This window comes from Planctellipticum variicoloris (genome assembly GCF_030622045.1).
In the GTDB taxonomy this organism is placed as follows: Bacteria; Planctomycetota; Planctomycetia; order Planctomycetales; family Planctomycetaceae; genus Planctellipticum; species Planctellipticum variicoloris.
On the sequence record NZ_CP130886.1, the window covers coordinates 4,969,571 to 4,994,421 of the forward strand.

At 64.1% G+C, this 24,851-nt stretch carries 19 protein-coding genes; 13 read left to right on the forward strand and 6 right to left on the reverse strand.

What is annotated here, in order from left to right; genetic code table 11:
* Positions 1–133: 133 nt before the first annotated feature.
* From SH412_RS19285 to SH412_RS19295, 3 genes are all read right to left on the reverse strand, one after another.
* Complete coding sequence (locus tag SH412_RS19285) at positions 134–1,045, reverse strand: alpha/beta fold hydrolase (protein ID WP_336519645.1); 912 nt, start codon at positions 1,043–1,045, stop codon at positions 134–136.
* 722 nt (positions 1,046–1,767) lie between these two features.
* A complete protein-coding gene (locus SH412_RS19290) occupies positions 1,768–2,253 on the reverse strand; it encodes an MraZ N-terminal domain-containing protein (RefSeq protein ID WP_336519646.1) in 486 nt (161 codons plus the stop codon).
* 482 nt (positions 2,254–2,735) lie between these two features.
* Complete coding sequence (locus tag SH412_RS19295; RefSeq protein WP_336519647.1) at positions 2,736–3,317, reverse strand: RNA polymerase sigma factor; 582 nt, start codon at positions 3,315–3,317, stop codon at positions 2,736–2,738.
* Between the two features lie 393 nt (positions 3,318–3,710).
* On the opposite strand from SH412_RS19295, the gene SH412_RS19300 reads away from it, so the two are divergent.
* From SH412_RS19300 to SH412_RS19310, 3 genes are all read left to right on the forward strand, one after another.
* Positions 3,711–3,992 (forward strand): ferredoxin family protein, encoded by a 282-nt coding sequence (locus SH412_RS19300; RefSeq protein ID WP_336519648.1) that lies wholly within the window; start codon positions 3,711–3,713, stop codon positions 3,990–3,992.
* A 133-nt stretch (positions 3,993–4,125) separates the two neighbouring features.
* A complete protein-coding gene (gene bioA, locus SH412_RS19305) occupies positions 4,126–5,466 on the forward strand; it encodes an adenosylmethionine--8-amino-7-oxononanoate transaminase (RefSeq protein WP_336519649.1) in 1,341 nt (446 codons plus the stop codon).
* Between the two features lie 162 nt (positions 5,467–5,628).
* Positions 5,629–6,174, forward strand: coding sequence for a phosphonate degradation HD-domain oxygenase (locus tag SH412_RS19310; RefSeq protein ID WP_336519650.1), 546 nt, complete (start codon positions 5,629–5,631; stop codon positions 6,172–6,174).
* A gap of 158 nt (positions 6,175–6,332) precedes the next feature.
* Here the strand turns inward: SH412_RS19310 and SH412_RS19315 are convergent, their stop codons facing one another.
* The 3 genes from SH412_RS19315 to SH412_RS19325 form a co-directional block, all read right to left on the reverse strand.
* A complete protein-coding gene (locus tag SH412_RS19315; RefSeq protein WP_336519651.1) occupies positions 6,333–7,916 on the reverse strand; it encodes a RuBisCO large subunit C-terminal-like domain-containing protein in 1,584 nt (527 codons plus the stop codon).
* A 478-nt stretch (positions 7,917–8,394) separates the two neighbouring features.
* On the reverse strand, positions 8,395–9,867 hold the full coding sequence (locus tag SH412_RS19320) for a DUF1501 domain-containing protein (protein WP_336519652.1): 1,473 nt from the start codon (positions 9,865–9,867) through the stop codon (positions 8,395–8,397).
* Positions 9,868–10,052: 185 nt separating this feature from the next.
* Entirely contained in the window at positions 10,053–13,109 is a 3,057-nt protein-coding gene (locus SH412_RS19325; RefSeq protein ID WP_336519653.1) for a PSD1 and planctomycete cytochrome C domain-containing protein, read from the reverse strand.
* Positions 13,110–13,414: 305 nt separating this feature from the next.
* On the opposite strand from SH412_RS19325, the gene SH412_RS19330 reads away from it, so the two are divergent.
* The 10 genes from SH412_RS19330 (at position 13,415) to SH412_RS19375 (ending at position 24,836) form a co-directional block, all read left to right on the forward strand.
* Positions 13,415–14,383 (forward strand): sulfotransferase, encoded by a 969-nt coding sequence (locus SH412_RS19330; RefSeq protein WP_336519654.1) that lies wholly within the window; start codon positions 13,415–13,417, stop codon positions 14,381–14,383.
* A gap of 178 nt (positions 14,384–14,561) precedes the next feature.
* Entirely contained in the window at positions 14,562–15,446 is an 885-nt protein-coding gene (locus SH412_RS19335) for a hypothetical protein (protein WP_336519655.1), read from the forward strand.
* 207 nt (positions 15,447–15,653) lie between these two features.
* Entirely contained in the window at positions 15,654–17,699 is a 2,046-nt protein-coding gene (locus SH412_RS19340; RefSeq protein ID WP_336519656.1) for a hypothetical protein, read from the forward strand.
* A gap of 143 nt (positions 17,700–17,842) precedes the next feature.
* Positions 17,843–18,730, forward strand: a complete 888-nt coding sequence (locus SH412_RS19345) for an RDD family protein (RefSeq protein WP_336519657.1) — start codon at positions 17,843–17,845, stop codon at positions 18,728–18,730.
* Positions 18,727–19,767, forward strand: a complete 1,041-nt coding sequence (locus SH412_RS19350) for a stage II sporulation protein M (RefSeq protein ID WP_336519658.1) — start codon at positions 18,727–18,729, stop codon at positions 19,765–19,767. The genes SH412_RS19345 and SH412_RS19350 overlap by 4 nt, the downstream gene beginning before the upstream one ends.
* Positions 19,757–20,614 carry a hypothetical protein gene (locus tag SH412_RS19355; protein WP_336519659.1) on the forward strand — a complete coding sequence of 286 codons (858 nt, stop codon included), beginning with the start codon at positions 19,757–19,759 and terminating at the stop codon, positions 20,612–20,614. The genes SH412_RS19350 and SH412_RS19355 overlap by 11 nt, the downstream gene beginning before the upstream one ends.
* Positions 20,611–21,618 (forward strand): hypothetical protein, encoded by a 1,008-nt coding sequence (locus SH412_RS19360; RefSeq protein WP_336519660.1) that lies wholly within the window; start codon positions 20,611–20,613, stop codon positions 21,616–21,618. The genes SH412_RS19355 and SH412_RS19360 overlap by 4 nt, the downstream gene beginning before the upstream one ends.
* The gene (locus SH412_RS19365) at positions 21,615–22,739 is read left to right on the forward strand and encodes a DUF4350 domain-containing protein (protein WP_336519661.1); all 1,125 of its coding nucleotides are present in this window, start codon (positions 21,615–21,617) and stop codon (positions 22,737–22,739) included. The genes SH412_RS19360 and SH412_RS19365 overlap by 4 nt, the downstream gene beginning before the upstream one ends.
* A gap of 292 nt (positions 22,740–23,031) precedes the next feature.
* Positions 23,032–23,478 carry an IS200/IS605 family transposase gene (gene tnpA / locus SH412_RS19370; RefSeq protein ID WP_336519662.1) on the forward strand — a complete coding sequence of 149 codons (447 nt, stop codon included), beginning with the start codon at positions 23,032–23,034 and terminating at the stop codon, positions 23,476–23,478.
* 272 nt (positions 23,479–23,750) lie between these two features.
* Positions 23,751–24,836, forward strand: a complete 1,086-nt coding sequence (locus SH412_RS19375; RefSeq protein WP_336519663.1) for an alpha/beta hydrolase family protein — start codon at positions 23,751–23,753, stop codon at positions 24,834–24,836.
* Positions 24,837–24,851 lie beyond the last annotated feature (15 nt).

Genomic DNA, 24,851 nt, shown 5'->3' on the forward strand with positions numbered 1-24,851 from the left:
GGTCAGTCGCAACTCTGCAGAGGGCCCTCAATCCAGAGCGGCCGACCTGCTCAAAAGTATCCGCAAGCAGTCCACAGAATTGCAAGAAGATTTTCGCTCAGTCGTCGGAACTCCGCGCCTCGGCAATCCCGATTCAGCTCTCGCGTCGTCCGGCAGGCGTGGTGTCCAGGAACTGGCGGATCCGCGGAATGAGCTGCGGCCCGGCGTCTTCCAGGACGTAGTGACCGCAGTCCGGGAACCGGTGCAGTTCGGCTCGGGGAAACCGAACCAGCCACTCCTGCAGGAAGTGGTCGTCAAAGACGAAATCCTTCTCTCCCCAGCCGATCAGCATCGGGTGGTGGTCGAGCTTGTGCAGTCCAGCGGCGGTCTCCGCCACCACCGGCATGCTGCGATCGCCCGGCTCCAGGGGGATATCCTGCACGAAGCGATGCACGGCGATCCGATGCGCCCAAGAATCGTACGGCGCGCAATAGGCCCGTCCGACGTCCTGCGGCATCGGCGCCCGCGTCACGCACGATCGCACCGCTCCCAAGCTGAAGGCGCTGAGGCCGCGAACCAGCAGGGCGCCCAGCAGCGGCGTGCGCGCCAACTGCAACTGCCACGGCACGGGCTTGGTCTTCGGCAGCGGAAATGCGCCTGTATTGAGCACCACCAGCCGGGCAATCCGCTCGGGATGCTGCACGGCCCACGCGCAGCCGATCATGCCGCCCCAGTCGTGCACGACCAGGTTGATCGGTTCGGTCAGGTTGAGGCCGGCGATCCAGGCGTCGAAGTCCGCGACCCGCCGGGCCAGCGTGTATTCGTAGTCGCGATCGGACGGCTTATCTGACAGGCCGCAGCCGATGTGATCGAGCGCCAGACACCGATAATGGTCGGAAAGGGCGGGAATCAGGTTCCGCCAGTAGTAGGTCCAGTTCGGATTGCCGTGGACCATCACGACCGGCGCGCCGCGACCTTCGTCCAGATAATGCAGCCGATGTCCGCCGATCTCGGCGAAGTGCGACGCAAACGAGTAGTCGGGCCAGGTCGGAGAAGTCGAAGACATGACGCTCTGGAAGACGAAGGAGGGGCACAGGCCAAGGGGAGGCTCGCAGCCTCTCCAACCGTCGGCTTGAAGAGTGTAACGCATCCTCCGATCGCGGTCCGCCGTCAGAGGTCAGAATGTCGGGGGAAGGCCGAGTGTTCAGAGACAAGTGCCAAGTGGTGGAACATCCCGCGGAATCGAGCATCATGCAAAGTTCCGTCTCTGCGATCCCCGAAACCCGGCGCCCGATACCCGACTCAAGGAGGCCTGCCCCGGTCCATCAGGACAGCCTCCGCGTCGGCGTCACTGCATTCCAATCCCTCGGCAGTGAGTGCAAGCACCTGCAAATGCGACGAAATCTGCTGATGAGTCGAGTGTCGAGAGACTAGAGTCGAGAGCCGGAAGGGGAAACTCCGCCAACGCCCCTCTTCTCTGCGATACCCGATGCCCGATACTCGTTATTCAAACAGCGACTGCTGGAGAGAAGTGGCGTCCATGCCCACAGACCATCCCTGAGACCAATTGAGAGAGCTGATGGGGAATCGGCTGGAAGGTTCCGAGTGAGTCTGCGCTTCTCTCCGGCAGTACGCCGGCAGGCGGGGAGGGGGGACTTCCCCGACCTGCACCGTAACAACGCTTCTTAATCGCGGGATTTCGTCGCTGACTGTGGGATTTTTGCCCGCGTTCCGTCGAGTCTTTCGAGCGACAGGCCACTCCCGATCCTTCAGGAGTTCTTCCGGACGTCAGGCGCTGAGATCCTTGAACAGCGTCCCGAAGCCCGGCATCTCTTCGCGGAGCGTTTCCATCCAGGCGCGGGGATTCCAGATCTCCACGCAGATCACCGCTCCGACCACCACCACGTCCTGATTCACCTGAATATCCAGAAACTCCCGGAAGCCTTCCGGGAGCAGCAACCGGGAGCGGTTCGCCAGCCGCACGGTCTGAGACCGCGTCGACAGCAACCGACCCAACTGCTGAACTTCGCCCCACCGCTGATCCATCCGGCCGGCGGCGATTTTCTGACGAATCAGAGAAACCCCCTCGTCGATCCGTTTCTGCCACTCGGCCGCCCGCCACAGGCTCAGGCAGCCGAAGCGTTCCTTCGCGACAATCGTATCACCCGTCTCGTCGGTCACGGCCTGCGCCATCTCCGGCGGGAGGCTGATGCGAAAACGGTCGTCGACCGTTCGCCTCAGTTCGCCGGTGATGAAAGATTCCACAGGTGCCATGGCGTCCGCGGGGGTTCGAGAGAGCCGGCCGACGCATCCAAGCTAATGGGCAGAAAACCCACAGTCAATCAAGTTTTCAAAGAGCGTTTGGGCGTGAAACCCACAACGGAGGCAAAGCATACTGGCGGCTGTGGCGGGAATCCATCAGAAAAGCTCCGGTTTTTCCGATTTTGTCAGAAATGCCGTTTGCGCCTGCAGTTGCGACTTTTCCAGGTGCGTCAGTCCTGCGGGCCGGCTGCTGCCGCGAGGAATGAGACCGGGGCGTGAAACGGGCAGTCCCGTTGCCCGGTCTGGGCAGGAATCCCACACCCGAGCGGATGGGCCGAGGCCGCGCGAACCTGGGTCTGAACAGCGGCAGCCTGCACCGAAATGGAGGTCACTACGACTGGTCAACAGACGGTGAGGCGACCAGCGCAGTTCGGCAGAGGTTCGGAGCGGCGGAGGCCGACAGGAGCCGGCTCTGCACGCCCGCGGCGGCGAATTCAGGCCAGGCCGGATGCGGTGGTATGCCGCAGTTTTTCCCGAGCGCGCGTCAGCGTGGGGCCGATCGAATTCTCCGGCACCCCGAGGCGGCTGCTGATCTCGCGATAACTCTGGCCTTCCAGGTGATAGCGCCGCACGACTTCCGCGTCCAGCGGCGGCAGTCCGCTCAGCATCCGCTCCACCAGTTCCTGATTCTCGATCCTGCCGTTCTCGACCGGGGCGGCAGCCTGATCGATCGCAGATCCATGCGATTTGACGTGCCCGAGGGCCTCGGCCATCCGTCGACGGGACATTTCCCGCACGACGACACGCCGGGTCACAACCGTCAGATAAGTCGCCAGCGCCGACTCTCCGCGAAAGTTTCGCAGCACGGCACAATCATTCGCGACGAGCGCCAGCATCACTTCGGAACTGAGATCGTCGATGTCGTCGGCCGTCACCCGCACGCTACGGGCCTGGGCGGTGTGCTGAATGACATGCACGAAGAGCCCGGCGTACCGCTCGACGAAGTCTCTCCACGCGCCGGATTCGGAAGTCAGGCAGCGTTTGAGGAGAACTCGATCGACATCGGTCAGCGGCACGGTGATTCTCCAGCGTCAGGCGGATCCCTCCACGGACAACGGGCGACCTCCCGGGCCGGTTCACAATCCGACACGAATGCCGAACCTCGTTCTCCGCCGGGGACTCTGCACCTGCATGGGCAGAAAATGCCGATCCCGAAGCACCTGTCCAAGTTTAGGGGACGTCTTCCCGAGCGACAAGACGCGTTTTCCCGGCTGGAGGTTCCCGAAACTGCATTTCCGCGGTGGAACCGACGATAATGGCTGCGCAGCCGGCAGATCCGTTTCTTGACGCATCTTCTGCCCCCGACTAGGATTCGCGGGTCTGCGGGCCTAGAATCCGGTTGACCGGAACACCCAAATTCTTGCGGCGCTGGCGGGGGGCCGCGGGCGCCGGATTGTCGAGGAATCAGAATGACGCATATCGTTGCGGAGCCATGCTTTAACTGCAAATACACCGACTGCGTGGTGGTCTGCCCGGTCGAATGTTTCTACGAGGGAGAGTCGATGCTCTTCATCCATCCGGAGGAGTGCATCGACTGCGAGGCATGCGTCCCGGAATGCCCGCCCCAGGCCATTTTCCACGAGGATAATCTCCCCGAGAAGTGGAAAGATTACATCGCGCTGAACGCGGAGATGTCGCCGCAGTGCCCGAACATCACCGAAAAGAAAGACCCTCTGGGCGGCCCACTGTAGCGGCCCCGCCCGCATCGTCGCTTCCAGTTTTCACAGCCCGTCGGGAACCGACGGGCTGATTTTGTTGGCTGGGGATGTACGGCGAGCTGAAATGACCAATCCACCCCGAACAGGAGTGGCCCTGCAAAGTCCCATGCAAACCGAACACCTCCGCCAGCTCGATCGCCAGCTCGTCTGGCATCCCTTCACCGCCATGTCGGCCTGGGAGGACGAAGACTTTCCCGTCATCGCCGCTGCGGAGGGGTTTCACCTCATCGATACCGACGGTCGCCGGTATCTCGACGGGCACTCTTCCCTCTGGTGTAACGTCCACGGTCATCGCGTGCCGGCGATTGACGCCGCGATCCGCGACCAGCTCGATCGCGTCGCCCACAGCACGCTGCTGGGACTGGCGAACCTCCCCTCCATCGAACTCGCCGGGCAGCTCGTCCAGCGAGCGCCCGCGGGTCTGACGAAGGTTTTCTTCGCCGATTGCGGGGCGGCGGGCGTCGAGGTCGCGCTGAAAATGGCCTGGCAGTACCACCGCCAGAAAGCCTCTCCCGAATCCCGCGACCTGTTCGTCTGCCTGAGCCACGCCTATCACGGAGATACCGTCGGAACCGTGAGCGTGGGGGGGATCGACGAGTTCCACAGCCTCTTCGGCGGACTGCTGTTTCCCACGTTGCGGATTCCGACCCCTGCCACGCCGGGCCTGTCGCTCGATGACTGCCTGCGCCACACCGAAGAAATCCTCACCGCTAACGCCGACCGCATCGCGGGCGTCATCGTGGAACCCCTGGTCCAGGCGGCGGCGGGAATTCTCGTTCACCCGCCGGGTTATCTACGCGGACTCCGGCAACTGACAGAGCGGCTCGGCCTGCTGTTGATCGCCGACGAAATCGCCGTCGGCTTCGGCCGGCTGGGAACGCTCTTCGCCTGCGAGCAGGAAGACGTTCACCCCGACATCCTGATCCTGTCCAAGGGGCTGACCGGCGGCTACCTCCCGCTCGCCGCCACGCTGACCACCGAGGAAATCTACGAAGCCTTCCTGGGCGATCCGTGGGCGGGCCGCACGTTCTATCACGGGCATACCTACACGGGGAACCCGCTCGCCTGCGCCGCGGCCCTGGCCTCGCTGAAGCTCCTGGAAGAGAATGAGGTGCTGCTCAACGCCCGCAAGATCGAACGAGTTCTGGCCGAAGAACTGACGGCAGACGGCTCGGCAGCGTGGATGCGGCATGTCGGGGCCATCCGGCGTCGCGGTACAATGGCCGGCATCGACCTCGCCCTCGATCCTGCCCAACTGACGCCCTTCCCTCCCCAGCGCCGGGCCGGCCATGCAGTCATGCTCGCCTGTCGCGAGCGGGGCGTGATTCTGCGCAACATCGGCGACACGGTCGTGCTCTATCCGGCTCCGGCGATGCCGGTCGGCCTGGTCCGCGAGCTCTGTCAGACTGTCCGCGAAGCGTTGGCCGAGCTGCGGCCCGACGCGTGAACCAAGCGCAATTCTTCAGCCACTGCTCGCTGAGCCGCAGCGCAGCAGAAACGATGAATTCTCCGCGAAGACCTGGCGAGGAGATTGGCCGAAGATAGACATTCGAGTCGCCAGACGTCGATAATTCCGTTGCGTCTCTCTGTTCGCTGCAAGGCTCTTCCGATGTCCGAGATCGTCGACCAGATCAGCACCGTTTTCGCCGAAAAGGGACACCGCCACTACGGCGAGAACGTCTCGGAACTGGAACACGCCCTCCAGACCGCAGCCTTTGCCCGGCAGTTCGGCGAGTCCGACGCCGTCGTCCTGGCCTGCCTGCTCCACGACTACGGCCACCTGCTCCACAACCTGGGCGAGACCGTCGCGAACGACGGAATTGACGCTCAGCACGAAGAACTGGGTGCGGAGCTGCTGCAGGAGAATTTTCCGCCGGAGATCGTCGAGCCGGTCCGGCTGCACGTCGCCGCCAAGCGCTACCTGTGCGGCAAGGATCCCAAGTACCTGGAAGGGCTGTCTCCCTCATCGCAGCTTAGCCTGCAGCTCCAGGGGGGGCCGATGACCGCGGACGAGCTTCGCGAATTCGAATCGCATCCGCACTTCGAGGCGGCCGTCCGAGTGCGCCGTTACGACGATATGGGCAAAGTCCCCGGCATGAAGACGCCGGGACTCGACGCCTATCGGGAACTGATCGCGGAATTCGCCGTTCTCTGATCGTCACAATGCGGAATGGAATTCGGGTGGCACGTCCCTGAGTCTTCGAAGGGCGTGTCTTCCATGTACTGAGGCCAGAGGAAAACCGCGCCCATCGCAGACTCTGGGCGTGCCACCCCAGTCTCTCTCAACGCGGAACACTCAACCGTCAACGTCCCCTACGGGGCCTGCGGCTTGTCCCGCTCGCGATCCACGATGCAGAAGAAGCCGAACGGCTCCGCGTGCGGATTCCGCAACTGGTGGACCTGCAGCGGCGGGACGTAGGCCACGTCGAATTCACCCAGCACCAGTTCGTTCTCGCCGCTCTGCAGCACGCCCCGCCCACGCACGGTAATCACCACGTGCGTATGAGCGTGCTTCTCCAGACTGGAGTGCCCCCCTGGGCCGATCTCAAAGTACCGCAGATCGAACGCCGTCCGCTCGCCGGCCCGGCCGATCAGCTCAGTCCGCCGGACATCGCGAAACGGCAGCGCGCCGTTTTCTTTGTAGGGAGTCTCCGGTCGTCCCGTCCAGCGGAACTCGGCCATGTGCTGCAGATGCTGCAGCAACTTAAGCGCACCGTTCATCGACGGCAGCTCGCAGGCCGAGACGATCGCCACGTCCTCGGGCGTCCCCAGCCGCTGCTGCGGAAAGACCTGCTCGATCGCCTCGCGAAACTTCGCCGTGCTGAGCGCCAGGTCCGTCGAATGCGACAGGAGCTTGCCGCCAATCAGGAACATGGAATCGGCGCCATAGGCCTCGGCCATGGCGGAAATCGTGTCGAACGACATGCCCCCAGCCGGCGCCGGAATCGCCGGCGCCAGATTCCCCAGCGGCGCGCGGGCGTGATCGACGATCTGCCGGCACTCTTCCCGAGTAAACGAGAACCGGCCCCCCACGTTGGGAAAAATCGTCCCGTCGCAGCCAGCCAGACGGAAGATCGTCCCCAGCAGCAGCCCCGGCTCGATGCCGTGCCCGCGATCCTGAAAATAAACGCCGGAGAACGTCGGATGCGCCAGGAACCACAGCGGGAATTTCGCGGCGAGATGTCGCTGCAGATCGAGTCCCAGCAGCAGCGGAGCGGACAGCACGCCCCGCACGCCGATCCGCACGAGAAACTCGATCCGCTCTTCCAGCTCCCCCACCGGGGCTGAAAGATTCGGCAGGTAGTAACACGGCCGGCCCGACTTCGCGGAACCTTCCAGCACACCCGCCTGGCAGCGTTCGACCCGCTCGCGAAACGCCGCAAAGTCCGCCTCGACCAGGTTGTGATCGTCCTTGACGACGTCTCCGCCCCCCGCCGCAAAATCGCAGGCCAGCTTTGCGAGCTGGTCGGGAGTGGAACCGCGCGGCTTCAGAGCCGTCGCCAGCAGCGGCCGGCCATAAACACCCAGCGCCCGGCGGATGCCGTCGATCCCCGCTTTCGGTCCGGGAAACCTCGCCAGAAACTCCGGCGTCAGCCCCAGCTCCCGCAGGCAGATGCGCGGCTTGAACGAGATGTTGCCGTAGATCAGATTGAGGAACTGCCCCAATCCCCCGTGCGCAAGTTCCTCGGCGTAGTGAATCTGCACATCGAAGGTGTCGGGAACGTTCGCGACGGGAGCAATTCCCTCCACGCGACCGACGATCCGTTCCCGGATGCCGGGATCCGTCACCAGTTCCTCGGGGACCTCGACCGTCTGTTCCAGAGCAATTGCGCGGCTGACCGCATCAACTTCGGCAGGTGGACACTGCACGCGATAGACGGCGGAAAGACAGGCCATATTGGCAGGAATCTCTGGCGGGAGGGCGACCGGCACTGAGGAGCCATAGAGTAACCGCAGTCCTCGCGGAACTTCAATCAACGACCGCTGATCGGTCTCGTCAATTCCTGATTTTAGCCGCAGAAACCTGCATTCCAAGCCACGAGTTTGCGTCAGGGCCACTGCGAATCCACTGAACAACCTGAACGGCCCGGCCAAGACAATTGGTCATGAGTGAAGCAGACTCACACAGAGCCTCCCAAATCCCGCAGTCGAACCGCTCGCGTCGCTCTCGCGGGCGTCCGGTTCAACCGAGTGCCGCCCAGAGTTGACACCCTGGGCTACCGTAATCCACCCCTGCCGCGGATCCGAATCTCAGCCTAAGCCTGCGTTGCCCGGCAGGGGCGATTTACAGTAGCCCAGAGCGGGAGCTGTGGGCGACGAGACGCTCCATCAAAATTGCCACCAACCACTGACAACTGACCAATGACAACCTCCGCTACGCCACCCAGTCATGAATGACATTCCCCGCGACCCCCGTCAGCCGGGCATCGAGGCCCTGGAAGCGATGCGTCAGCTTCAGGTGATTCAGACCGAACAGGTGCAGCATCGTGGCGTGGAAGTCGTTGATGTGGACTGGATGCTCGGTGATGGACCAGCCGATTTCGTCGGTCGCGCCGTAGGTCATGCCCCCTTTCACTCCGCCCCCCGCCATCCAGACGCTGAACGCGGAGGGATGATGGTCGCGCCCCGTCACGCCGCCGCGCCCCTGGCGATTCTCACCGAGCGGCGTCCGACCGAACTCGCCCGCCCACACAACCAGCGTGTCCTCCAGCAGACCGCGCTGTTTGAGGTCTTTGATGAGGGCCGCGACCGGCTGATCGGCCATGCCGCAGTTGTGCCCCAGTTCCGCATCGAGATTCGAGTGATGATCCCACGACGCATGGTTAATCTGCACGAACCGCACCCCCCGCTCGACCAGCCGGCGGGCCAGCAGGCAGTCCTGCGCAAATTGCCGGTACTGCCCCGGTCCGCCGCCCCGCGCCTGCCCGGCCGTGCTCGGTTCCGTGCGCTCCAGTCCGTAGGCGTCGATCGTCGCCTTCGTTTCACCCGACAGGTCGATCAGCTCCGGCGCCGCCGACTGCATCCGGAATCCGAGTTCATAACTGGCGATCCGGCTCGCGATCTCCGGATCGCGAACGACGTCGTATCGCTGGCGATTGAGAGACTGCAGCGTATCGAGCCCCGCCCGCTGAAGTCCCGCGGAAATCCCCGGCGGATTCGCCAGGTTCAGGACCGGATCCCCCTGGTTGCGGAACAGCACCCCGGCGTAGACCGATGGTAGAAAACCGCTCTGCCACAGCGTCGCCCCGCCGCTCGTCCCCCGACCGGCGCTCAGCACCACAAACCCCGGCAGGTCTTCGCACTCGCTCCCCAGACCGTAGTTCAACCATGCCCCCGCCGTCGGCAGGCCGAAGAACGGTCGGCCGCACAGCAGCGACAACTGGGCCGGGTGATGATTGAACTGATCGGTGTGCATCGAACGGATCATCAGCATGTCGTCGGCACACGTCGCCAGGTGCGGCATGAAGTCGCTGAAGACCATCCCGCTCTCGCCGTGCGGCGTAAATTTCCGTGGACTTCCGTACAGGACTGCCGTCTCCTTCTTGATGAAGGCGAATCGCACGTTCTTCGTCAGCGACTCCGGCAGCGGCTGCCCGTGCAGCTCGTTGAGCTTCGGCTTGGGGTCGAACAGATCGAGCTGACTCGGCGCCCCTTCCAGAAAGATGAAAATGCAGTTCTTCGCCTTCGGCGTCGCGTGCGAAGGCTTCGGCGCCAGCAGATTGGTCGACGCATCGCCGGCCCGCCCTTCCCGCTCCAGAAGGGACGTCAGCGCCGCGAGCCCCAGCCCATAGCCGGAACTCTCCAGAAAATGCCGCCGCGTCAGATTTGCCAATTGCTCAGACCACATCAAACACCCCCTTCGGGGAAAGATCCGAAATCCGACTCTCGTTCCCAGGCTCCGCCTGGGAATGAACTCTTTCGAGGCTCTGCCTCGTCTGCTATCCGGCCAGAACGAGCCTTCCGGAGGACGCGGAGCGTCCGAAGACGGCGTTCCCAGGCAGAGCCTGGGAACGAGGACAAAACCTTCTTCTCCTATTCCCGGGTCACAAACTCATCCAGGTTCAGCACCACCCGCAGCGTCGCCACCCAGGCGGCGTTCTCGGTCGGTTCCACGTCCTTCGCGGCGTATGTCCCGACCGCCTCCTTCGCCGCGGGCAGGTCCGCTTCATAGACCGCCCGCGATTTCGCCAGCAACTCGGCCAGGGCCGCGAGTTCTCCCTCGGTCGGTGGGCGCGCAACGCACTGCCGCCAAGCCCGCGTCAGTCGCTCGGCATCCGAGGCTGCCGATTCTTCCAGCAACCACTTAGCCATCGCCTGCGTCGCCTCCACGTGGGCCTCGCTGTTGAGGAGTTGCAGCGCCTGCAGGGGCGTGTTCGAGACCGTCCGGGCAACGCACGTCAGGTTCGCGTCGGGCGAATCGAACGTCATCAGGCTCGGGTGGGGGACCGTCCGTTTGAAAAACGTATACATCCCCCGCCGGTAGCGATCCGCCCCCTCGCTGTTCTTCCACGAGAAGCTGTTGGCATAACTGAGCGCCGCCAGGTCGGCGGGCATCGGCGGGAAAACGCTCGGGCCGCCGATTTTCGGCGTCAGCAGCCCGCTGACCGCCAAGTTCAGATCCCGCACAATCTCCGCCTCCACCCGAAACCGGCTCTGCCGGGCCAGCCAGACATTCAGCGGATCGCGGTCCACCAGTTCCGGCCGGTGCGCCGATGACTGCCGGTACGTCGCAGAGGTCACGATCAACCGGATGAGCTGCTTCCGACTCCAGCCGAGGTCGCCCCGGAATTTCGTCGCAAGCCAGTCGAGCAGCTCCGGATGCGAGGGCGGTTCCCCCCGCAGTCCGAAATCGCCCGGCGTGCGGACCAGCCCTTCTCCGAACAGATGCCGCCAGACGTGATTGACGGCGACGCGGGCCGTCAGCGGCTGCTCCGGCGAGATCAGCCACTGCGCCAGATCGAGCCGATCCGGCTGCGTGCTCCGCGGCTGGAACGACCCCAGCACGACCGGGGTTCCCGGCTCCACCTTCTGAGTCCGTTGCTGGAAGTCACCCCGATCGAACACATACGTCGTCCGCTCCAGCAGGGGCGCCGTCAGCGTCCGGGCTGACATGACCTTCGCCGCGTACTGCTCTTTGAGCTTTCGCAGTTCACCGTCCATCCGTTGCGACTCGGCGTCCTTCAGGACGTCGCTGACGTAGTAGTCGAAGAGCTTCCGCTGCACCGACGCCACCCGTTTTTCGGGATACATCTCCAGCGCGTCAGCGATGTCCTTTCTCGCGAAATGGATGCCTCGTTCGTCGCCCGTCAGCGTCATCACGCGGAACCTTCCCAGCGTGTGCGCTCCACCATAGTTCTGCTCCAGCACCAGCCGGATCTTGGAGCCGGCTTCCAGATCGACCCGCCCCGCCGTCCGTACCAGCAGCCAGTGTTTCTCTCCCATTTTGGGAGCAATCGCCCAGCCGCTCGGTCCATCGCCTTTCGGCGACAGCACATGCTCGGGCGAGAACTTCGCCTGCGTAAAATCGGCCGACGCCCGATGGAGCTCCAGCGGCGACTCCGTTCCATCCGGGCGGATGACTGTGGCCTTGAAACCGGTGAGCACGAAATTCCCGTTCGGCGCCCGCCCCGGCCCCTTGCCCGGCAGCAGGTCGTTCGCCAGCGTCCACAGCTTGAGGCCGGTGATGCTCGTCTGCCCCGATTCGAACACCACCGAATAGACGTCCTTGTCCGGAGGCGGAACCCGCTCCTTCTCCGGCCCCTCGGCAACCGCCCAGGCGCTCCCCTTCTCGAATTCCAGCTTGCTCGCTTCGGCCGTCGCTTCGACGATAGTCACCTCGTGCTCGGCCAGCGGATCGACCGACTGCGACATGATCTTCTCACGCTCGGCTGTCTCCCAGGCGAGTTCGTCCTTTGCCAGCGCCCGATGCCGGCGGTCCAGCGCTGCCTGCAGGTCGCTGGCGAGCTGATCGTATTCTTCCAGATCCTTCGCCGACGTCGGCCAGTCGGTCGACGTTTCGTCGGCGTTGTTGAAGAATGCGAACAGCCGGTAGTACTCGTCGTGCGGCAGGGGATCGTACTTATGGCTGTGACACCGCGCGCAGCCGACCGTCATTCCCAGCCAGACCGTCCCCAGCGTTTCCGTCCGGTCGAAAACGGCATTGATGCGGTACTCCTCCTGATCGACGCCCCCTTCTTCGTTGGTCAGCGTCTGCCGGTTGAACGCCGTCGCCAGCCGCTCCCGGGCCGTCGCTCCGGGAAGCAGATCACCGGCAATCTGCTCCACCGTGAACCGGTCGTAGGGCAGATCCCGGTTGATGGCCTCGATCACCCAGTCGCGGAACAGGTACGCATCCCCCCGCGCCCGGTCTTTTTCGTAACCGTCCGAATCGGCATAGCGAGCCAGGTCGAGCCAGTGCCGGCCCCAGCGCTCCCCAAAATGCGGCGACTTGAGCAGCCGGTCGACCAGCGCCTCGTACGCTCCCGGCGAGGCATCATTCACGAAGGCATCGACCTCGGCGACGGTCGGCGGCAGCCCCAGCAAGTCATACGACAGCCGCTTGATCAGCGTATAACGATCCGCCTCAGGCGACGGCGTCACCCCTTCCTGATCGAGCCGGGCCAGCACGAACCGGTCAATCTCATTCCGCACGTTCGCGACGTGCTGCACCTCCGGCGGAACCGGCGACGCAATCGGCTCGAAGGCCCAGTGTCCGCCCCAGTGCGCCCCCTCAGCGACCCAGCGTTTCAGCAGCTCGATCTCCGCGAGTTTGAGGGCTTTTTTCTCTTCGGGAGGCATCCGCTCCGACAGATCGGCCGCGGTGATCCGGCGAACCAGCTCACTCTCCGCCGGCTTCCCCGGCACAATGCCGACGTGCCCGCTTTCGCCTTGGCCGAGGGCCGCCTCGCGCGACGTCAGCCGGAAATCGGCCTGCGGCTTGTCCGCCCCGTGGCAGCCGAGGCAATGCTCGGAGAGAATCGGCCGGATGTCCCGCGAGAAATTGAGCGGCCCTCGTTCCGCGGCCTGGGCAGACGCCCCCGCCAGGACAAAACAAACGGCCAGCCCGAGACTCAGAGCCCTGTCGCGCATCCGGCACCTCGCTTAAACGGTTGTCGATGCGATTATCGCCGGGTGCGGGGCGGGTTGGCAACCCGTGACCGGGCGGGATCGAATTCCCGATCGACCGAATTCCAGCGCCCGCCGCCCGGCGATATGCTCGAAATTCACAGCTCCGCCCATCGCAACCTGCAATCTGTGGGGCGCCGCTCAGACGGCATCTGAGTCGATACGTTGACTTTGATTTCTCGTTCTTCCCGGTACCGGGTCTTCGGCGTCTCTCGTCACCACACCGAACTCATCGCGGACTGCAGAATCTCCTGCGTAATCGAGAATTCATGTCGCCAACGAACCTCGTCGATTCGCAGACTCTGGTCGCCGGTCTCGCGCGTTCTGGAACCACTTGGCTGGCCAAGCTGTTGGACAGTCATCCGGCAACTTTGTATCGCCACGAACCGGATCGCCCCCCACAGTTTCCGAAAATGCCCGTGCTGGTCGCTCTCGAGCAGGTCGGTCGCTATGGCGACCAGCTTCGGCAGTTTACGCAGGCTCTCCCGGATCTCCATCGCATCAGGACATCAGGAACTTTGCCGGTGTTTCGCAAGGCCAACGAATCGAGCTTGAAGTTTCACACGCGCCGCACGCTCACCGCAACCCTCCGCCTTACGGAACGGATGCTGGGAAATATTCGGTTGCCTGAGGTTCTTCAGTACCGACCGTCGGACCGATTCTGCCTGGTCTGGAAATCGGTCTGGTCCGTCGGCAGACTCGGGGTGATTGCGGAGGCGACTCGGCCGGACAACATCATCCTGCTGCTGCGACACCCGTGCGGAGTCTTTGCCTCGCGTCATCGAGGCATCGAACAACGCAAGATGTCGCCTGTTTCCGGCGAAGAGATCAACGAGTTGCTTGCCGATCGGTCGCAGACGGCAACACAACTGCTTGCCAGAATTGACCGCGCTGACCAGTTCGACGTGGAGACGTTCCGATGGGCGCTGCTCTACAGCAAGGCCATCAATGAGATCGCTGATCGGCCAGGCCGCCTGATCGTCCGGTATGAAGATCTCTGCGCCCATCCCGAACGGGAAATGCGTCGCATCCTGGCGGCGATTGACCTGCCCTGGGATCGGCAGGTCGAACGATTTATCCGTCGCAGTACGACAACCACTTCGCCCAGATTCTACGGTCTCCATCGCAAACCGGAGAGCGTCGACACATGGCGACGCGAGATTCCGCGGGGAGTGCAAGAACGGGTGCAAAAGATTATTCGCGGAACGACGGCCGGCAGATTCTACTCGTCCGAATGACGCGAAGACGGCTGTCGGAGTCGAAGCAACTTGTCTCGCGGACCAGAAAGCGGCAGTTCACACACCCACAACGCCGGCCCCGTCCCGCTCCGCGGTTGCTGATCCGGCCCCCTTCATCTTATGATCGCTTGTCCCTACCCTGACGGGTGTCTTTCGTTTCTGCAATCCGGAGCACTCAATGATGCGTTCACCTCGACTGGTAACCTGGGTCTGTTCTGGCGTCTTCGCAGCCATCGCCGCCGGGGTCCTGCTGTCTGGCCTCCCCGTGCGAACGGCGCACGCTGAGGACGACGCCGAGAAGCAGGCCGCTCAGGCGCGAAAGGATCGCTACACAAACTGGATGCGGACCTACGCGGAAGGAACAAGCATCTCGCTCCCCCCTGGCGACCGAAGCGACGAGCAGACAGTGGAACTGGTTCCCAATCCGGTTTTTCGTTATTCGGACGAAGAACGGCTGATTCCCGACGCGACGCTGTGGGTCTGGACGCGGGACGCCCGGCCCGTCGCTTTTCAGAAGGTCGAAGGAAACAACCACGGCGGCGGCCAGATGTGGACCATCTGCTTCGCTTCTCTCTCCGAAGAGCTCGTGAAGGTCCGCTGGCCGGGCAATCGGGAGTACGCGGCCCGCAAGCCGGGAGTGACGTTCACCCCGATCCCCGGAGCCGATGCTCCGGCCGACAATCCCCGGCTCCGGATCGCCCAGATCAAATCGCTCAAGGACCGGTTTACGGCCCGGCTCAACGTCAAAGACGACGGCACGAGCGGAGCGGAAACGCGCACCATTCCCAAGCCGATCTTCGAGTACTCCGATCCGCAGACGAAGCTCCCGGTGGGCGCGATTTTCGGGATGACCTCCACCGGCACAAACCCGGACCTGCTGCTGCTGATCGAAGCCCGCAAGGCCAGCGACAGCAAGCTGCGCTGGGAATACGCCCACGCACGGATGACATCGGCCTCCATCCGCTTCCGGTTGGACGACGCAGAAGTCTGGGCCGAAAAGTCGGTCGCGAGCGCCGCGTTCGAGAACTGGATCTACTTTTTTCTGCAGCGGGGATTTCCGTGAAGGAAATGGAGGCGTGCGATTCCAGCGGGGTTGGCGGACTTTCGTCACGGTTTGAGAGTTGGAATGACCTTGGAAAACAGTTCGACTGCGCCGGTTTCGCATGCACAAAGTAGAGTCGCAACCTGTTGCGGGGTATACTCGTGACCTTCGTTCTTGCCGGAGCGGAGTCACCCGCACGTCGTGACTCGTGATCATCGAGGTTGATGCATGCCCCACTCCCCGCGCCTCAGTCAGAAACGCAAACGCCTCTTTCAGTCGACATCTCTCCTGGGATTTCTGCTGTTCGTCTCTTCCGTTTCCGGACAGACTGCATCCGAGAAGATCGACTGTCCGCGACTGCAGCGTTCCATCGGACAGCGAGTCCTCCTGGTAACCATGCTCCCCGAAGAACGGGCCGTCGTGGAAGCGGCCTGTAAAGAACACAATGTCGGCCTTGATGTCGTCCGCACGTTCGACGCTCAACGCGACGACTATCGCCGCTACTTTCTCATCATCTCCGGGTCCCACATGATGGTCTACTGGCGGGATCCCCCGCTGAGTGAACCGCCCGCCTTTCAGCATCTGGAAAAGTTCATTCGCGATGGCGGCCACCTGATGGTGTTTGGCGTCTTTAATGGCAGCCACATGGAGCACATGCGACAATTTGGCGTCAAGACCAGCTATTTCCACGCGGACAAGTATGAGGCTGTCGAACCTGTCGCAGACGTCGTCTTTGCGGGTTCCGAGTCCCTCATTCCTCCGGGAAACTATCTGGGACACTCGGGCAGCTTCGAGGTCTCGTCGCCCCATGTCTTGATCCTGCGTCGTGGGGAAGGCTACCACGCCGGCCATCCCAGCCTCGCCACGATCCCTTGGCACAACGGACGCGTCACCTTCACCACTGCCGAACCGAGGCATGGCAAGCAGACCGGCTACTGGCTCCTGCAGGTCCTCGTCAACTGGGCGGCCCGCGGTGCTCCGGTCACCGCAGAAGATGCCGAATCGGGGAAGCCGATTGTGATTCCGATCGCCGACATACCGTCCCGGAGTCGACTGCCAATCCCCGACGAGTCTGCCCGCAAGGCCGCGGAAGCACTGATCAGCCAGGTCTTTGGCAGTGATCAGCCCGCGAATCCAATGACGGATTCGGCACGCGAACTGGCGCAACGATACCGGGACACGGCCGAGACGGAAACGGACTCGGCCGCCCGCTATCTGCTGCTGCTCCGCGCTGCGAGGCAGTCAGCCGCGGACGGCGATGCAGCCAGGACCGTCGAGACACTCCGCAAGTTTCGCACCGACTTCGGCGAACCAGACCACGATTCCGCCGTAACGATCTTCCGCCGACTCCAGAAATCAATGCGGCCTTCATTTTCTGCGACGCAGGCTCTCGTCGGAGAGTCCATTGAACTGAGTCTCCGTGACTGCGATCGCCGCAAATTCGACACCGCGATTGAACTGATCAACGTCGCCCGTGAACTGGCCGAGGCCACTCGCAGTCGCCGCCTGATTGCTGATGTCGACGAAGAACGTGCCTATATCGAGTCTGTCCGGCAGGAATGGAGCCGCCTTGCTCCATTCCTGCCGCAACTGGAGAAAGATCCCGCGGACCCGGTCGCCCGCACGGAGCTCGGCCTGTTTCTCTGCTGTCTCCTGGGCCGCTGGTCCGACGGACTGACAGTCCTCGCCGAATGCCAGGACCCGAAGCTGCAGAACGCCGCCTCGCGCGAACTGGATCTGGGGAAAACTGACTTGGCGACTGACATGACTGCCGTCGGCGATCTCTGGAGCCAGATCGCCAAGGACGACGAACGTCGCGCCGTCGCTCTCAATCGCCGCGCCGCCTACTGGTACTCCCGGTCCGCCGCCAAATCGCAGGGGCTCGAACAGGCGGCCATCCGCAAGAAACTCGACGACATCTCGTCGCCCCGCCACACGCTCCGCATCAAAGCTCCTCAGTTCTCGGGCACGGCCCGCCTGCGTCTCAGCTCGCGAGAACTGAAGTTTGAACCGGAAGGCGAGGCCGCGGTCCCGGCGTCGATTCAACTGAATGACGTCACTTGGAAGCCGCAGGAAATCCCCATACTCCCCAACTGCGGCGTCACCCGCGTCACCGCGCGCAACCTCTTCCTCTTCACCGCCACCATCCAGCCCATCACCGGCCGCGGAACCGCCGCCATCACCGGCGTCTCCGCCGACGAGGTTGTGATTGAACTGAAATCCTCGGACGCGACCAGCACTCCCACCGAATTCATCCTCCGTTTCGGCGAGTGACCGGTTGGACGGACTGAAGGTATAAGTCGCTCCGTCACATCTCCCCTCCACAACCACCCGCCAAAATCCCCACCCTCGCCCCCCACCCACCAACCCGGTACGCTGTCTCCACAAGCACCCGATTCTTGCGGAGACCTCGCGGCGTGGCGTCGGCGGCCGTTTCACCCTCTGTATCCAGCGGCTCGCTCGATCTGGTGATCGAGACGCCCGAAAACGTCCTGCTCACCTGGCAGCTCGCCGGGCCAGCCTGGCGGCTGGCCGCGTATGCCGTCGACTTCGCCATCCGCGCATCGTTCCTCGTCGCCGGCTGCATCGCGATGACCGTCGTGGCGCTGGTCCTGCCGGGGACGGCCATCGGCTCGCTCCTCCTGCTGATGTTCCTGCTGGAGTGGGGCTACACCATCGGCTTCGAATACTTCTGGCAGGGCCAGACCCCCGGCAAGCGACTCTGCGGCCTCCGCGTTATTCAGGACAACGGCCAGCCCCTCTCGTGGTGGTCCGCCACGCTCCGCAACCTGCTCCGGGCCGGCGACACCATCCCCTTCCTGTTGATCTACGGCGAGCACGCGGGGCTGCTGATTCTCATTCCCTGTTACGGCCCGGCCCTCATCGCCATGCTCCTCGCGCCGCGACTGCAGCGGCTGGGAGATCTCGCAGCCCGGACCGTCGTCGTTCACGAAAAACGCCCCGAGCTGCCTCGGCCGCCGATGATCCTCGACAAGATCGACGCCATCCCCCGCGACGAGCTGGGGAGCCGCCTGCCGCGTCCCGCCACGCTGGCGCTGATCGACGAATTCCTGGCGCGGCGCGAAGTTCTCTCCTACGAGCGGGGCCACGCCCTCGCCGGTCCGTTCGCTGAAGCCCTGGCCCGTTCGCTCGGATACCGCGGCGATCCGCAGCTCGTCGAACAATATCCGATGGCCTTTCTCGCGCGAGTCCACGTGACGTTCGCCCGCCAGCGCGACGCGGACGGCGACGACGATTCCCCGGCGCGACGCCGGCCCCGCAAGGCAGGAGCTGCCGCGTCATGAACAAGCAGCAGTTTATCCGCCGTCGCCGACCGGTCTGGAAAGCATTCGAGAAACGGGTCGATCACCTGCGCGGCATCTCGCTCAAGAGGATGACCGCCAAAGAGATTTCCGAGTTCTCCCGCCTGATGCGCGAACTCGCCAACGACCTGGCCACCATCCGCTCCCGCGACTGGGGCCAGAGCCTCGTCGACTATCTCAACGGCCTCCTCGCCCGCGGGCACAACGCCTTTTACAGCGCGCCGCCCGGCCGCCTGAATCAGGTCACGCAGTTCCTCGCCGCCGGGTTTCCCCGACTGCTGCGGGCCAATGTCGGCTACTTCCTGGTCGCCGCGGCCCTGTTCTTCCTGCCGGGGGCCATCGCCTGGACCGTCATCCAGAACGATCCCTCGCTGGCAACCCGCATCCTGCCGCCGCAGGCGATGGAGCAGTTCGACCAGATGTATGGTCCGACAGACAAGACGGACCCGGACAGCGATGGCGATGACACTGAGGAAACTTCCACGTCTGAATGGAGCGACGACGAAGACGACGACTCCAATCAGTTCGGCGAAGAACGGGCAGCAATGGCCGGCTTCTACGTGCAGCACAACGTCGGCATTGCCCTGCAGTGCTTCGCCCGCGGCGTCCTGCTCGGCATCGGCACGATCTACACCCTCCTCTACAACGGAATCGTGATCGGCGCCGTCGGCGGCTATGTTCTCTCGCTGGGACACACGGAAAAATTCGTCAGCTTCATCATCTCGCACGGTTCGTTCGAACTCACCGCCATCGCCATCGCCGGCGGAGCGGGACTGATGCTCGGCGACGCCCTGCTCCATCCCGGCAATCGCACGCGCGGCGAAGCCCTCCTGGAACGCTCCTCGCAGGCCGTGCAGATCGCCGCCGGCGCGGCGGTGATGCTGATGATCGCCGCCCTGATCGAAGCATTCTGGTCGCCCGCCCCCATTCCCGCGATCTACAAGTACGTGGTCGGCACGCTCCTCTGGCTGGTGGTCTACGCCTACCTGTTCCTCGCCGGGAGGAACCATGCGGCTTGATCGCGCCACCATCCCGCTCGAACCCCGCTCGGTCGGACACTGCATCGATCTGGCGACGTCGTTCTTCGCGGCCCATGCCCCGATCCTCGCGGCGCTCAATCTCCTCGCCGCCCTGCCCGTCGTTCTGTTCGTCCAGTTCTGGTGCCATGACCGGCCCTACGCCTGGCTCATTGCCGCCGGGGCCTGCCTGCTCGTCACCGGACCGCTCGGCGTCATCCTGACCCGCGGCGTGGCGGAAGCGACTTTCGGCGACCGGCTCACCTGGTCCAGCCTGCTCCGCACGCCCGCCGCATTAACCGACGTCATGGCGAATGTCCTGGGCGCCCGCGTCCTGATCGCCATCGGACTGGTTTTCTGCGTTCTGCCGGGACTGCTGGCCGCGTCGTGGTGGGGCTTCCTGGCCGAAAGCCGCGTCCTGGCGAAGCTCCATCGCAAGGGACACGACCGCCGCACCGGCGAGCTGATCAAAGCCGATTACTCCGATCTGACTCTCCGACTGGCCCTGCTGATCGCCTTTGGCGGCTTCCTCTGGCTGCTGATGCTGCTGACGCTCGACGCCGCCGTGACTGTCGTCTGGGGCGGCTCGCCCCTCGTCGGCCGGCTTTCGGAGTTGGGGCAGGACATCGGCATCGGCTTCGACGGCGAAGTCTTCTTCACCGATCTCGGCACGCTGATGTTCCAGGACCGGGCCGCCCTGATCCTGCAGGTGGTCGCCTTCTTCCTCGTCTATCCGGTAATCCGCATCGCCTGGTACTTCTGCTACATCGATCTCCGCGTCCGCCGGGACTGCTGGGACATGGAGCTGGCCCTGCAGCACGCCACCCGGCAACTGGAGTCCAGCCCATGAGCGGCCTGACTTCACGAACGCTCGGACTGCTGATTCTCGCGGCGTCGACGAGTCTCCCGACCGCGGTCGCGCAGGACGAGCTCCTCCCGGCTGCCGACGTGCGCGCCAGCGCCGACCGCATCCTCTCCGAACCCGAGTTCCGCTACTTCGAGCACTTTTCCGAAGATGGCCAGCTCCGCGGGCGGAAGTCAGGGTCCGGCTCGGAAGCACCGGCACGCTCCCCGGCCGGCGACGCTCGCGGAAGTGGAAAGGGCAAGGGGGCATCGGGCCGGCAAGGAGCGTCCGGCCAGGACGACAAACCCGGCAACGGCCCCGCACGTCCCGGTGATCAACCGGGACCGCAGCCCGCAGCCGGCCAGCCCGCCCCCGATGAAGCCCGGCCCGCCGAGACCGGCCCCGCTCCGAAGACTCCCCGTCCAACCCGCGACCGGACCCGTTCGCGTCCCAAAGCCGACGAAGATTCGGGCGGGCCGAAGTTCAACATCCCCGACATTGGCCTGGGCGGATTCGCCTCGGCCCTGGGCCACCTGCTGCAGGGACTGGCCTACGTCGGCATTGCCCTGGCCGTCGTGCTGATCGTGTATCTGGTCGTACGGGCCGTCGCCTCCTGGGAACGCCGCAAGCCCGGCGGCTCCGACCTGGCGACGGGGGATGTTTCCCTCTTCGCCGACGACCGCTCGCCCGGCGAGACCCCGGCTGACCAATTCATCCGCCAGGCGCTCGAACTCGCGGCGGCGGGCCAGTTCCGCGAGGCCATCGCGCAACTGCTGCTGGGGGGCATGAGCCGGATCGAGCGCGAGCGGCTGATCCGCTATCGCCGTGGTCTCACCTTCCGCGACTATCTCCGCGTCCTCCGCGGCAATCAGTCTGCCTACGGAGGCTTCCGGGCGATGGTCGACCAGTACGAACCGGTCAACTTCGGCCGGCGGGAAGCTACTCGAGACTCGTTCGATATCGCCCTCGACGGCTACCGCACCGGTTTCCCCCAGGAGGCCACGCTATGAAGGCCCTCCTGCGGTCCCTCCCCGCGTTCCTCTGGCCGGCCCTGATTCTCGGGACGCTATCACTCCACTTCTGGTTTCCGCCTCTCGATTCGGGGACCGGTCGCGATACCTACAGCACCACGGCCGAAGGCCAGAAAGCGTTTTACCGGCTGGCCGGAGAAACTTGGAGTTTCGCAACCCGCAACACCCAGCCCCTCCCGCGCGCGCTGCAGAGCTGGGACACCGAATACGCCTTCTGCGTCCTCGGGCCCGCCCGCGAGCCGACCGCCGGGGAATGGGACGCCATGCTCAACTGGGTCGCCTCCGGCGGAAAACTGCTCTATGCCTTCCGCGGTGAAGACCAGGCGGTCCCGCAGCTTGGCGTCCGCTACATCCTGGACGAAGACGCCGACGACGCGGCCGCCCCGCAGTCCAAGCTCCTCGACTCTCCCGACCTCGCCTGGTGGACCGACGGGCATCTGCTCGCCCCCGGCTCCGAGTTGCTTGTCGAACACCGCGGCGCCCCGCAGGCGGTCAAAATGACCTGGGGCGCCGGCCAGATTGTCTTCGTCGCCTCGCCGCTGATCTTCTCGAACCAGCTCCTCACCTACGGCGACAACAGCATCCTCGCGATCCGGTTGCTGGAGCAGTTCGACGAAGTCTATTACATCGAATTCGACGAATCCCTCAACGCTTCAGGCACGCCGAAGTCGGTCGGCATTCTGTTCGATCCCACGATCCGCCCGATCACAATTCAGCTCATTCTGCTCTGTTTCCTCTACGGCTGGTGGAACAGCCGTCGGTTCGGGCCGCTGCTGCCGAAGCTGCTCACGCCGCGACAGAACATCGTCGACCACACCGATGCATTGGGAAGCTGGTACTGGAAGTCCCGCGACGGCGGCGGCGTCCTGCAGACCTATCTCAAACAGACTCTCGCGGAGCTCCGCGGCCACGCGACCGCCGCCCAGGAACGCCGCCGGCTCGAACCGATCGCCCGCCGGCTGAACCTGACCGTCGACGAAGTCCTCGGCGTGCTGGATACCGCCCGCAGCGCCGCCGAGAAACCCAGACTCACCCGCCGATCCGCGGCGAACTGGATCCGGAAGCTGTCGGAATTGCGGGCGGCGCGGCGGGGGAAGTAGCAGTAGTAATCGCCGCATTCCGGGAGAGTGTCGTCGCTGCGCTCGAATACCGGTGGTGTCGCTACGCTCAACCACCGGCTACACTCTGCGACCCCGCCTGGGTCGAAATGCAAGCTTCAGCCCGGAGGGCTGACAGAATGTAGCCGGGGGTTGAGGAGCGCAGCGACGACACCCCCGGTCACCACACGACGCCAGGCCGACCCCGGCAGGGGTCGCAGACCAGGATTTCTCTTGCACCCTGCAATTGCCTAATCTACCCTCGCAGAGAACGTCCGTCCCTGCGAGTCTCACCATGTCCTCAACTTACACCAGCCTGCATCTGCATCTCGTCTTCAGTACCAAGGGGCGTATCCCCTGGATCACTCCCGAATGGCAAACGCGACTTCATGAGTATCTCGGCGGCACGATCGTCGCCCTCGGAGGCTCGCCGCAGGAGATCGGCGGCGTCGCCGACCACGTCCACCTGCTCGTCGGCCTAAATGCCACCCATCGCCCGTGTGATGTTCTGCAGGAACTCAAGAAAGCGTCCTCTCTCTGGGTCCATCAACAGATCGGCGAGAAGTCGTTCGCCTGGCAGGAAGGCTATGCGGCCTTTTCGGTCAGCCCCACGGCACGGCCCTCCGTGCGGAAATACATCGCGAATCAAGTCGAGCATCACAAACGCTCGACCTTTCGCGACGAGCTGATCCGTCTCCTGACCAGCTCAGGCATCGAATACAATCCGAAGTTTCTTGATTGACGAACTCTACGACCCCGCCGGGGTCGGTTCGTCGTTGCATCGCATCCGGTGGTGTTGTCGCGTAAGAATGCCGGGGGTGTCGCTTACGCTCAACCCCCGGCTACACTCTGTCAGCCCTCCGGGCTGAAAAAGCATTTGACCTCGGCAGGGGTCGCAGAGTGTAGCCGGGGGTTGAGGAGCGGAGCGACGACCCCCCCGGCATTCTCACGCAGCGCCCCACCCGGCAATCTGACATCGCAGACCGCGCTCCCAGAAAATGAAAGGCCCGCTCCATGCTTCGCCACGTCGCACTCGCTCTCCTGCTCATCACGTCCACGGCCCACGCCGAAGACGTCCCCTGGCTCACCGAAATCACCACGCCGCCCAAATCGCTCCCCAAGCTCGACGGCCCGCCCCTCGCTCTGTTGTCCAAAACTTCGACCGGCCAACCGATCACCGACCTCGCCGGCTGGAACGTAAAGCGGGCCGAGCTTCGCAAAGCCTGGCTCGATTTCCTTGGCCCCATGCCCGAGCGACCGGCCAACACCACGATCAAAGTCCTGCGCACCGATGAGCTCCCCGACGTCGTCCGCCAGCTCATCGAGTACGAGAACGAACCGGGCCAGACGCTGCAGGCGTATCTGCTGCGTCCGCGGCAAGCCTTACCGGCCGGCCAGACACGGGCCGGCATCGTCGCGCTCCATCCGACCACGGCCGAGACCATCGAGCCGATTGCCGGCCTCAGCGGTCCCGAAGCCAAGCAGACCGGCCTGCAGCTCGCCCGCAAGGGCTTCGTGGTCATCTGCCCGCGGAACTTCCTCTGGCAGGACGCAAAGTCGCTTCCGGAAGCCGTGGAGAAGTTCAAAGCCCGCCATCCCCAGACGCTCGGCATGCACAAGATGCTCTACGACGCCCAGCGTGCCACTGACATTCTCGCCGGGCAGCCCGATGTCGATCCGCAGCGGCTCGGCTCTGTCGGCCACTCGCTCGGCGCGAAGGAAGTCCTGTACCTCGCCGCGTTCGACGAGCGGATCCAAGCGACGGTCTCCAGCGAAGGTGGCCTGGGGCTCTGGTCGACGAACTGGGAAGCCCCCTGGTATCTCGGCCCCGCGGTGAGACAGCTCGACTTCCCCCGCAACCATCACGAACTGCTCGCGCTGATTGCACCGCGACCGTTCCTGGTCCTCGCGGGGGAAGCGGGGTCGGGCTCTGCCGACGGCGACCGAAGCTGGCCGGTCCTCGAACCCGCGCAGGACATCGCGAGACTGTATGGCGAACCGGTTCGACTGGGGATCTTCAATCACCACGAGGGCCACAGCATTCCGCAGGTGGCGCAGGAACGGATGGCGGAGTGGCTGGAGGTTTATCTGCGGGAATGACGAATGCCGAAGGCG

What these genes read in the sequence shown, in the direction of transcription:
- SH412_RS19375 (WP_336519663.1), top strand. Translation starts at nt 23,751, where the DNA reads ATGCTTCGCCACGTCGCACTCGCTCTCCTGCTCATCACGTCCACGGCC.
- SH412_RS19360 (WP_336519660.1), top strand. Translation starts at nt 20,611, where the DNA reads ATGAGCGGCCTGACTTCACGAACGCTCGGACTGCTGATTCTCGCGGCG.
- SH412_RS19330 (WP_336519654.1), top strand. Translation starts at nt 13,415, where the DNA reads ATGTCGCCAACGAACCTCGTCGATTCGCAGACTCTGGTCGCCGGTCTC.
- tnpA (WP_336519662.1), top strand. Translation starts at nt 23,032, where the DNA reads ATGTCCTCAACTTACACCAGCCTGCATCTGCATCTCGTCTTCAGTACC.
- SH412_RS19350 (WP_336519658.1), top strand. Translation starts at nt 18,727, where the DNA reads ATGAACAAGCAGCAGTTTATCCGCCGTCGCCGACCGGTCTGGAAAGCA.
- bioA (WP_336519649.1), top strand. Translation starts at nt 4,126, where the DNA reads ATGCAAACCGAACACCTCCGCCAGCTCGATCGCCAGCTCGTCTGGCAT.
- SH412_RS19285 (WP_336519645.1), bottom strand. Translation starts at nt 1,045, where the DNA reads ATGTCTTCGACTTCTCCGACCTGGCCCGACTACTCGTTTGCGTCGCAC.
- SH412_RS19335 (WP_336519655.1), top strand. Translation starts at nt 14,562, where the DNA reads ATGATGCGTTCACCTCGACTGGTAACCTGGGTCTGTTCTGGCGTCTTC.
- SH412_RS19320 (WP_336519652.1), bottom strand. Translation starts at nt 9,867, where the DNA reads ATGTGGTCTGAGCAATTGGCAAATCTGACGCGGCGGCATTTTCTGGAG.
- SH412_RS19290 (WP_336519646.1), bottom strand. Translation starts at nt 2,253, where the DNA reads ATGGCACCTGTGGAATCTTTCATCACCGGCGAACTGAGGCGAACGGTC.
- SH412_RS19315 (WP_336519651.1), bottom strand. Translation starts at nt 7,916, where the DNA reads ATGGCCTGTCTTTCCGCCGTCTATCGCGTGCAGTGTCCACCTGCCGAA.
- SH412_RS19340 (WP_336519656.1), top strand. Translation starts at nt 15,654, where the DNA reads ATGCCCCACTCCCCGCGCCTCAGTCAGAAACGCAAACGCCTCTTTCAG.
- SH412_RS19300 (WP_336519648.1), top strand. Translation starts at nt 3,711, where the DNA reads ATGACGCATATCGTTGCGGAGCCATGCTTTAACTGCAAATACACCGAC.
- SH412_RS19365 (WP_336519661.1), top strand. Translation starts at nt 21,615, where the DNA reads ATGAAGGCCCTCCTGCGGTCCCTCCCCGCGTTCCTCTGGCCGGCCCTG.
- SH412_RS19310 (WP_336519650.1), top strand. Translation starts at nt 5,629, where the DNA reads ATGTCCGAGATCGTCGACCAGATCAGCACCGTTTTCGCCGAAAAGGGA.
- SH412_RS19355 (WP_336519659.1), top strand. Translation starts at nt 19,757, where the DNA reads ATGCGGCTTGATCGCGCCACCATCCCGCTCGAACCCCGCTCGGTCGGA.
- SH412_RS19325 (WP_336519653.1), bottom strand. Translation starts at nt 13,109, where the DNA reads ATGCGCGACAGGGCTCTGAGTCTCGGGCTGGCCGTTTGTTTTGTCCTG.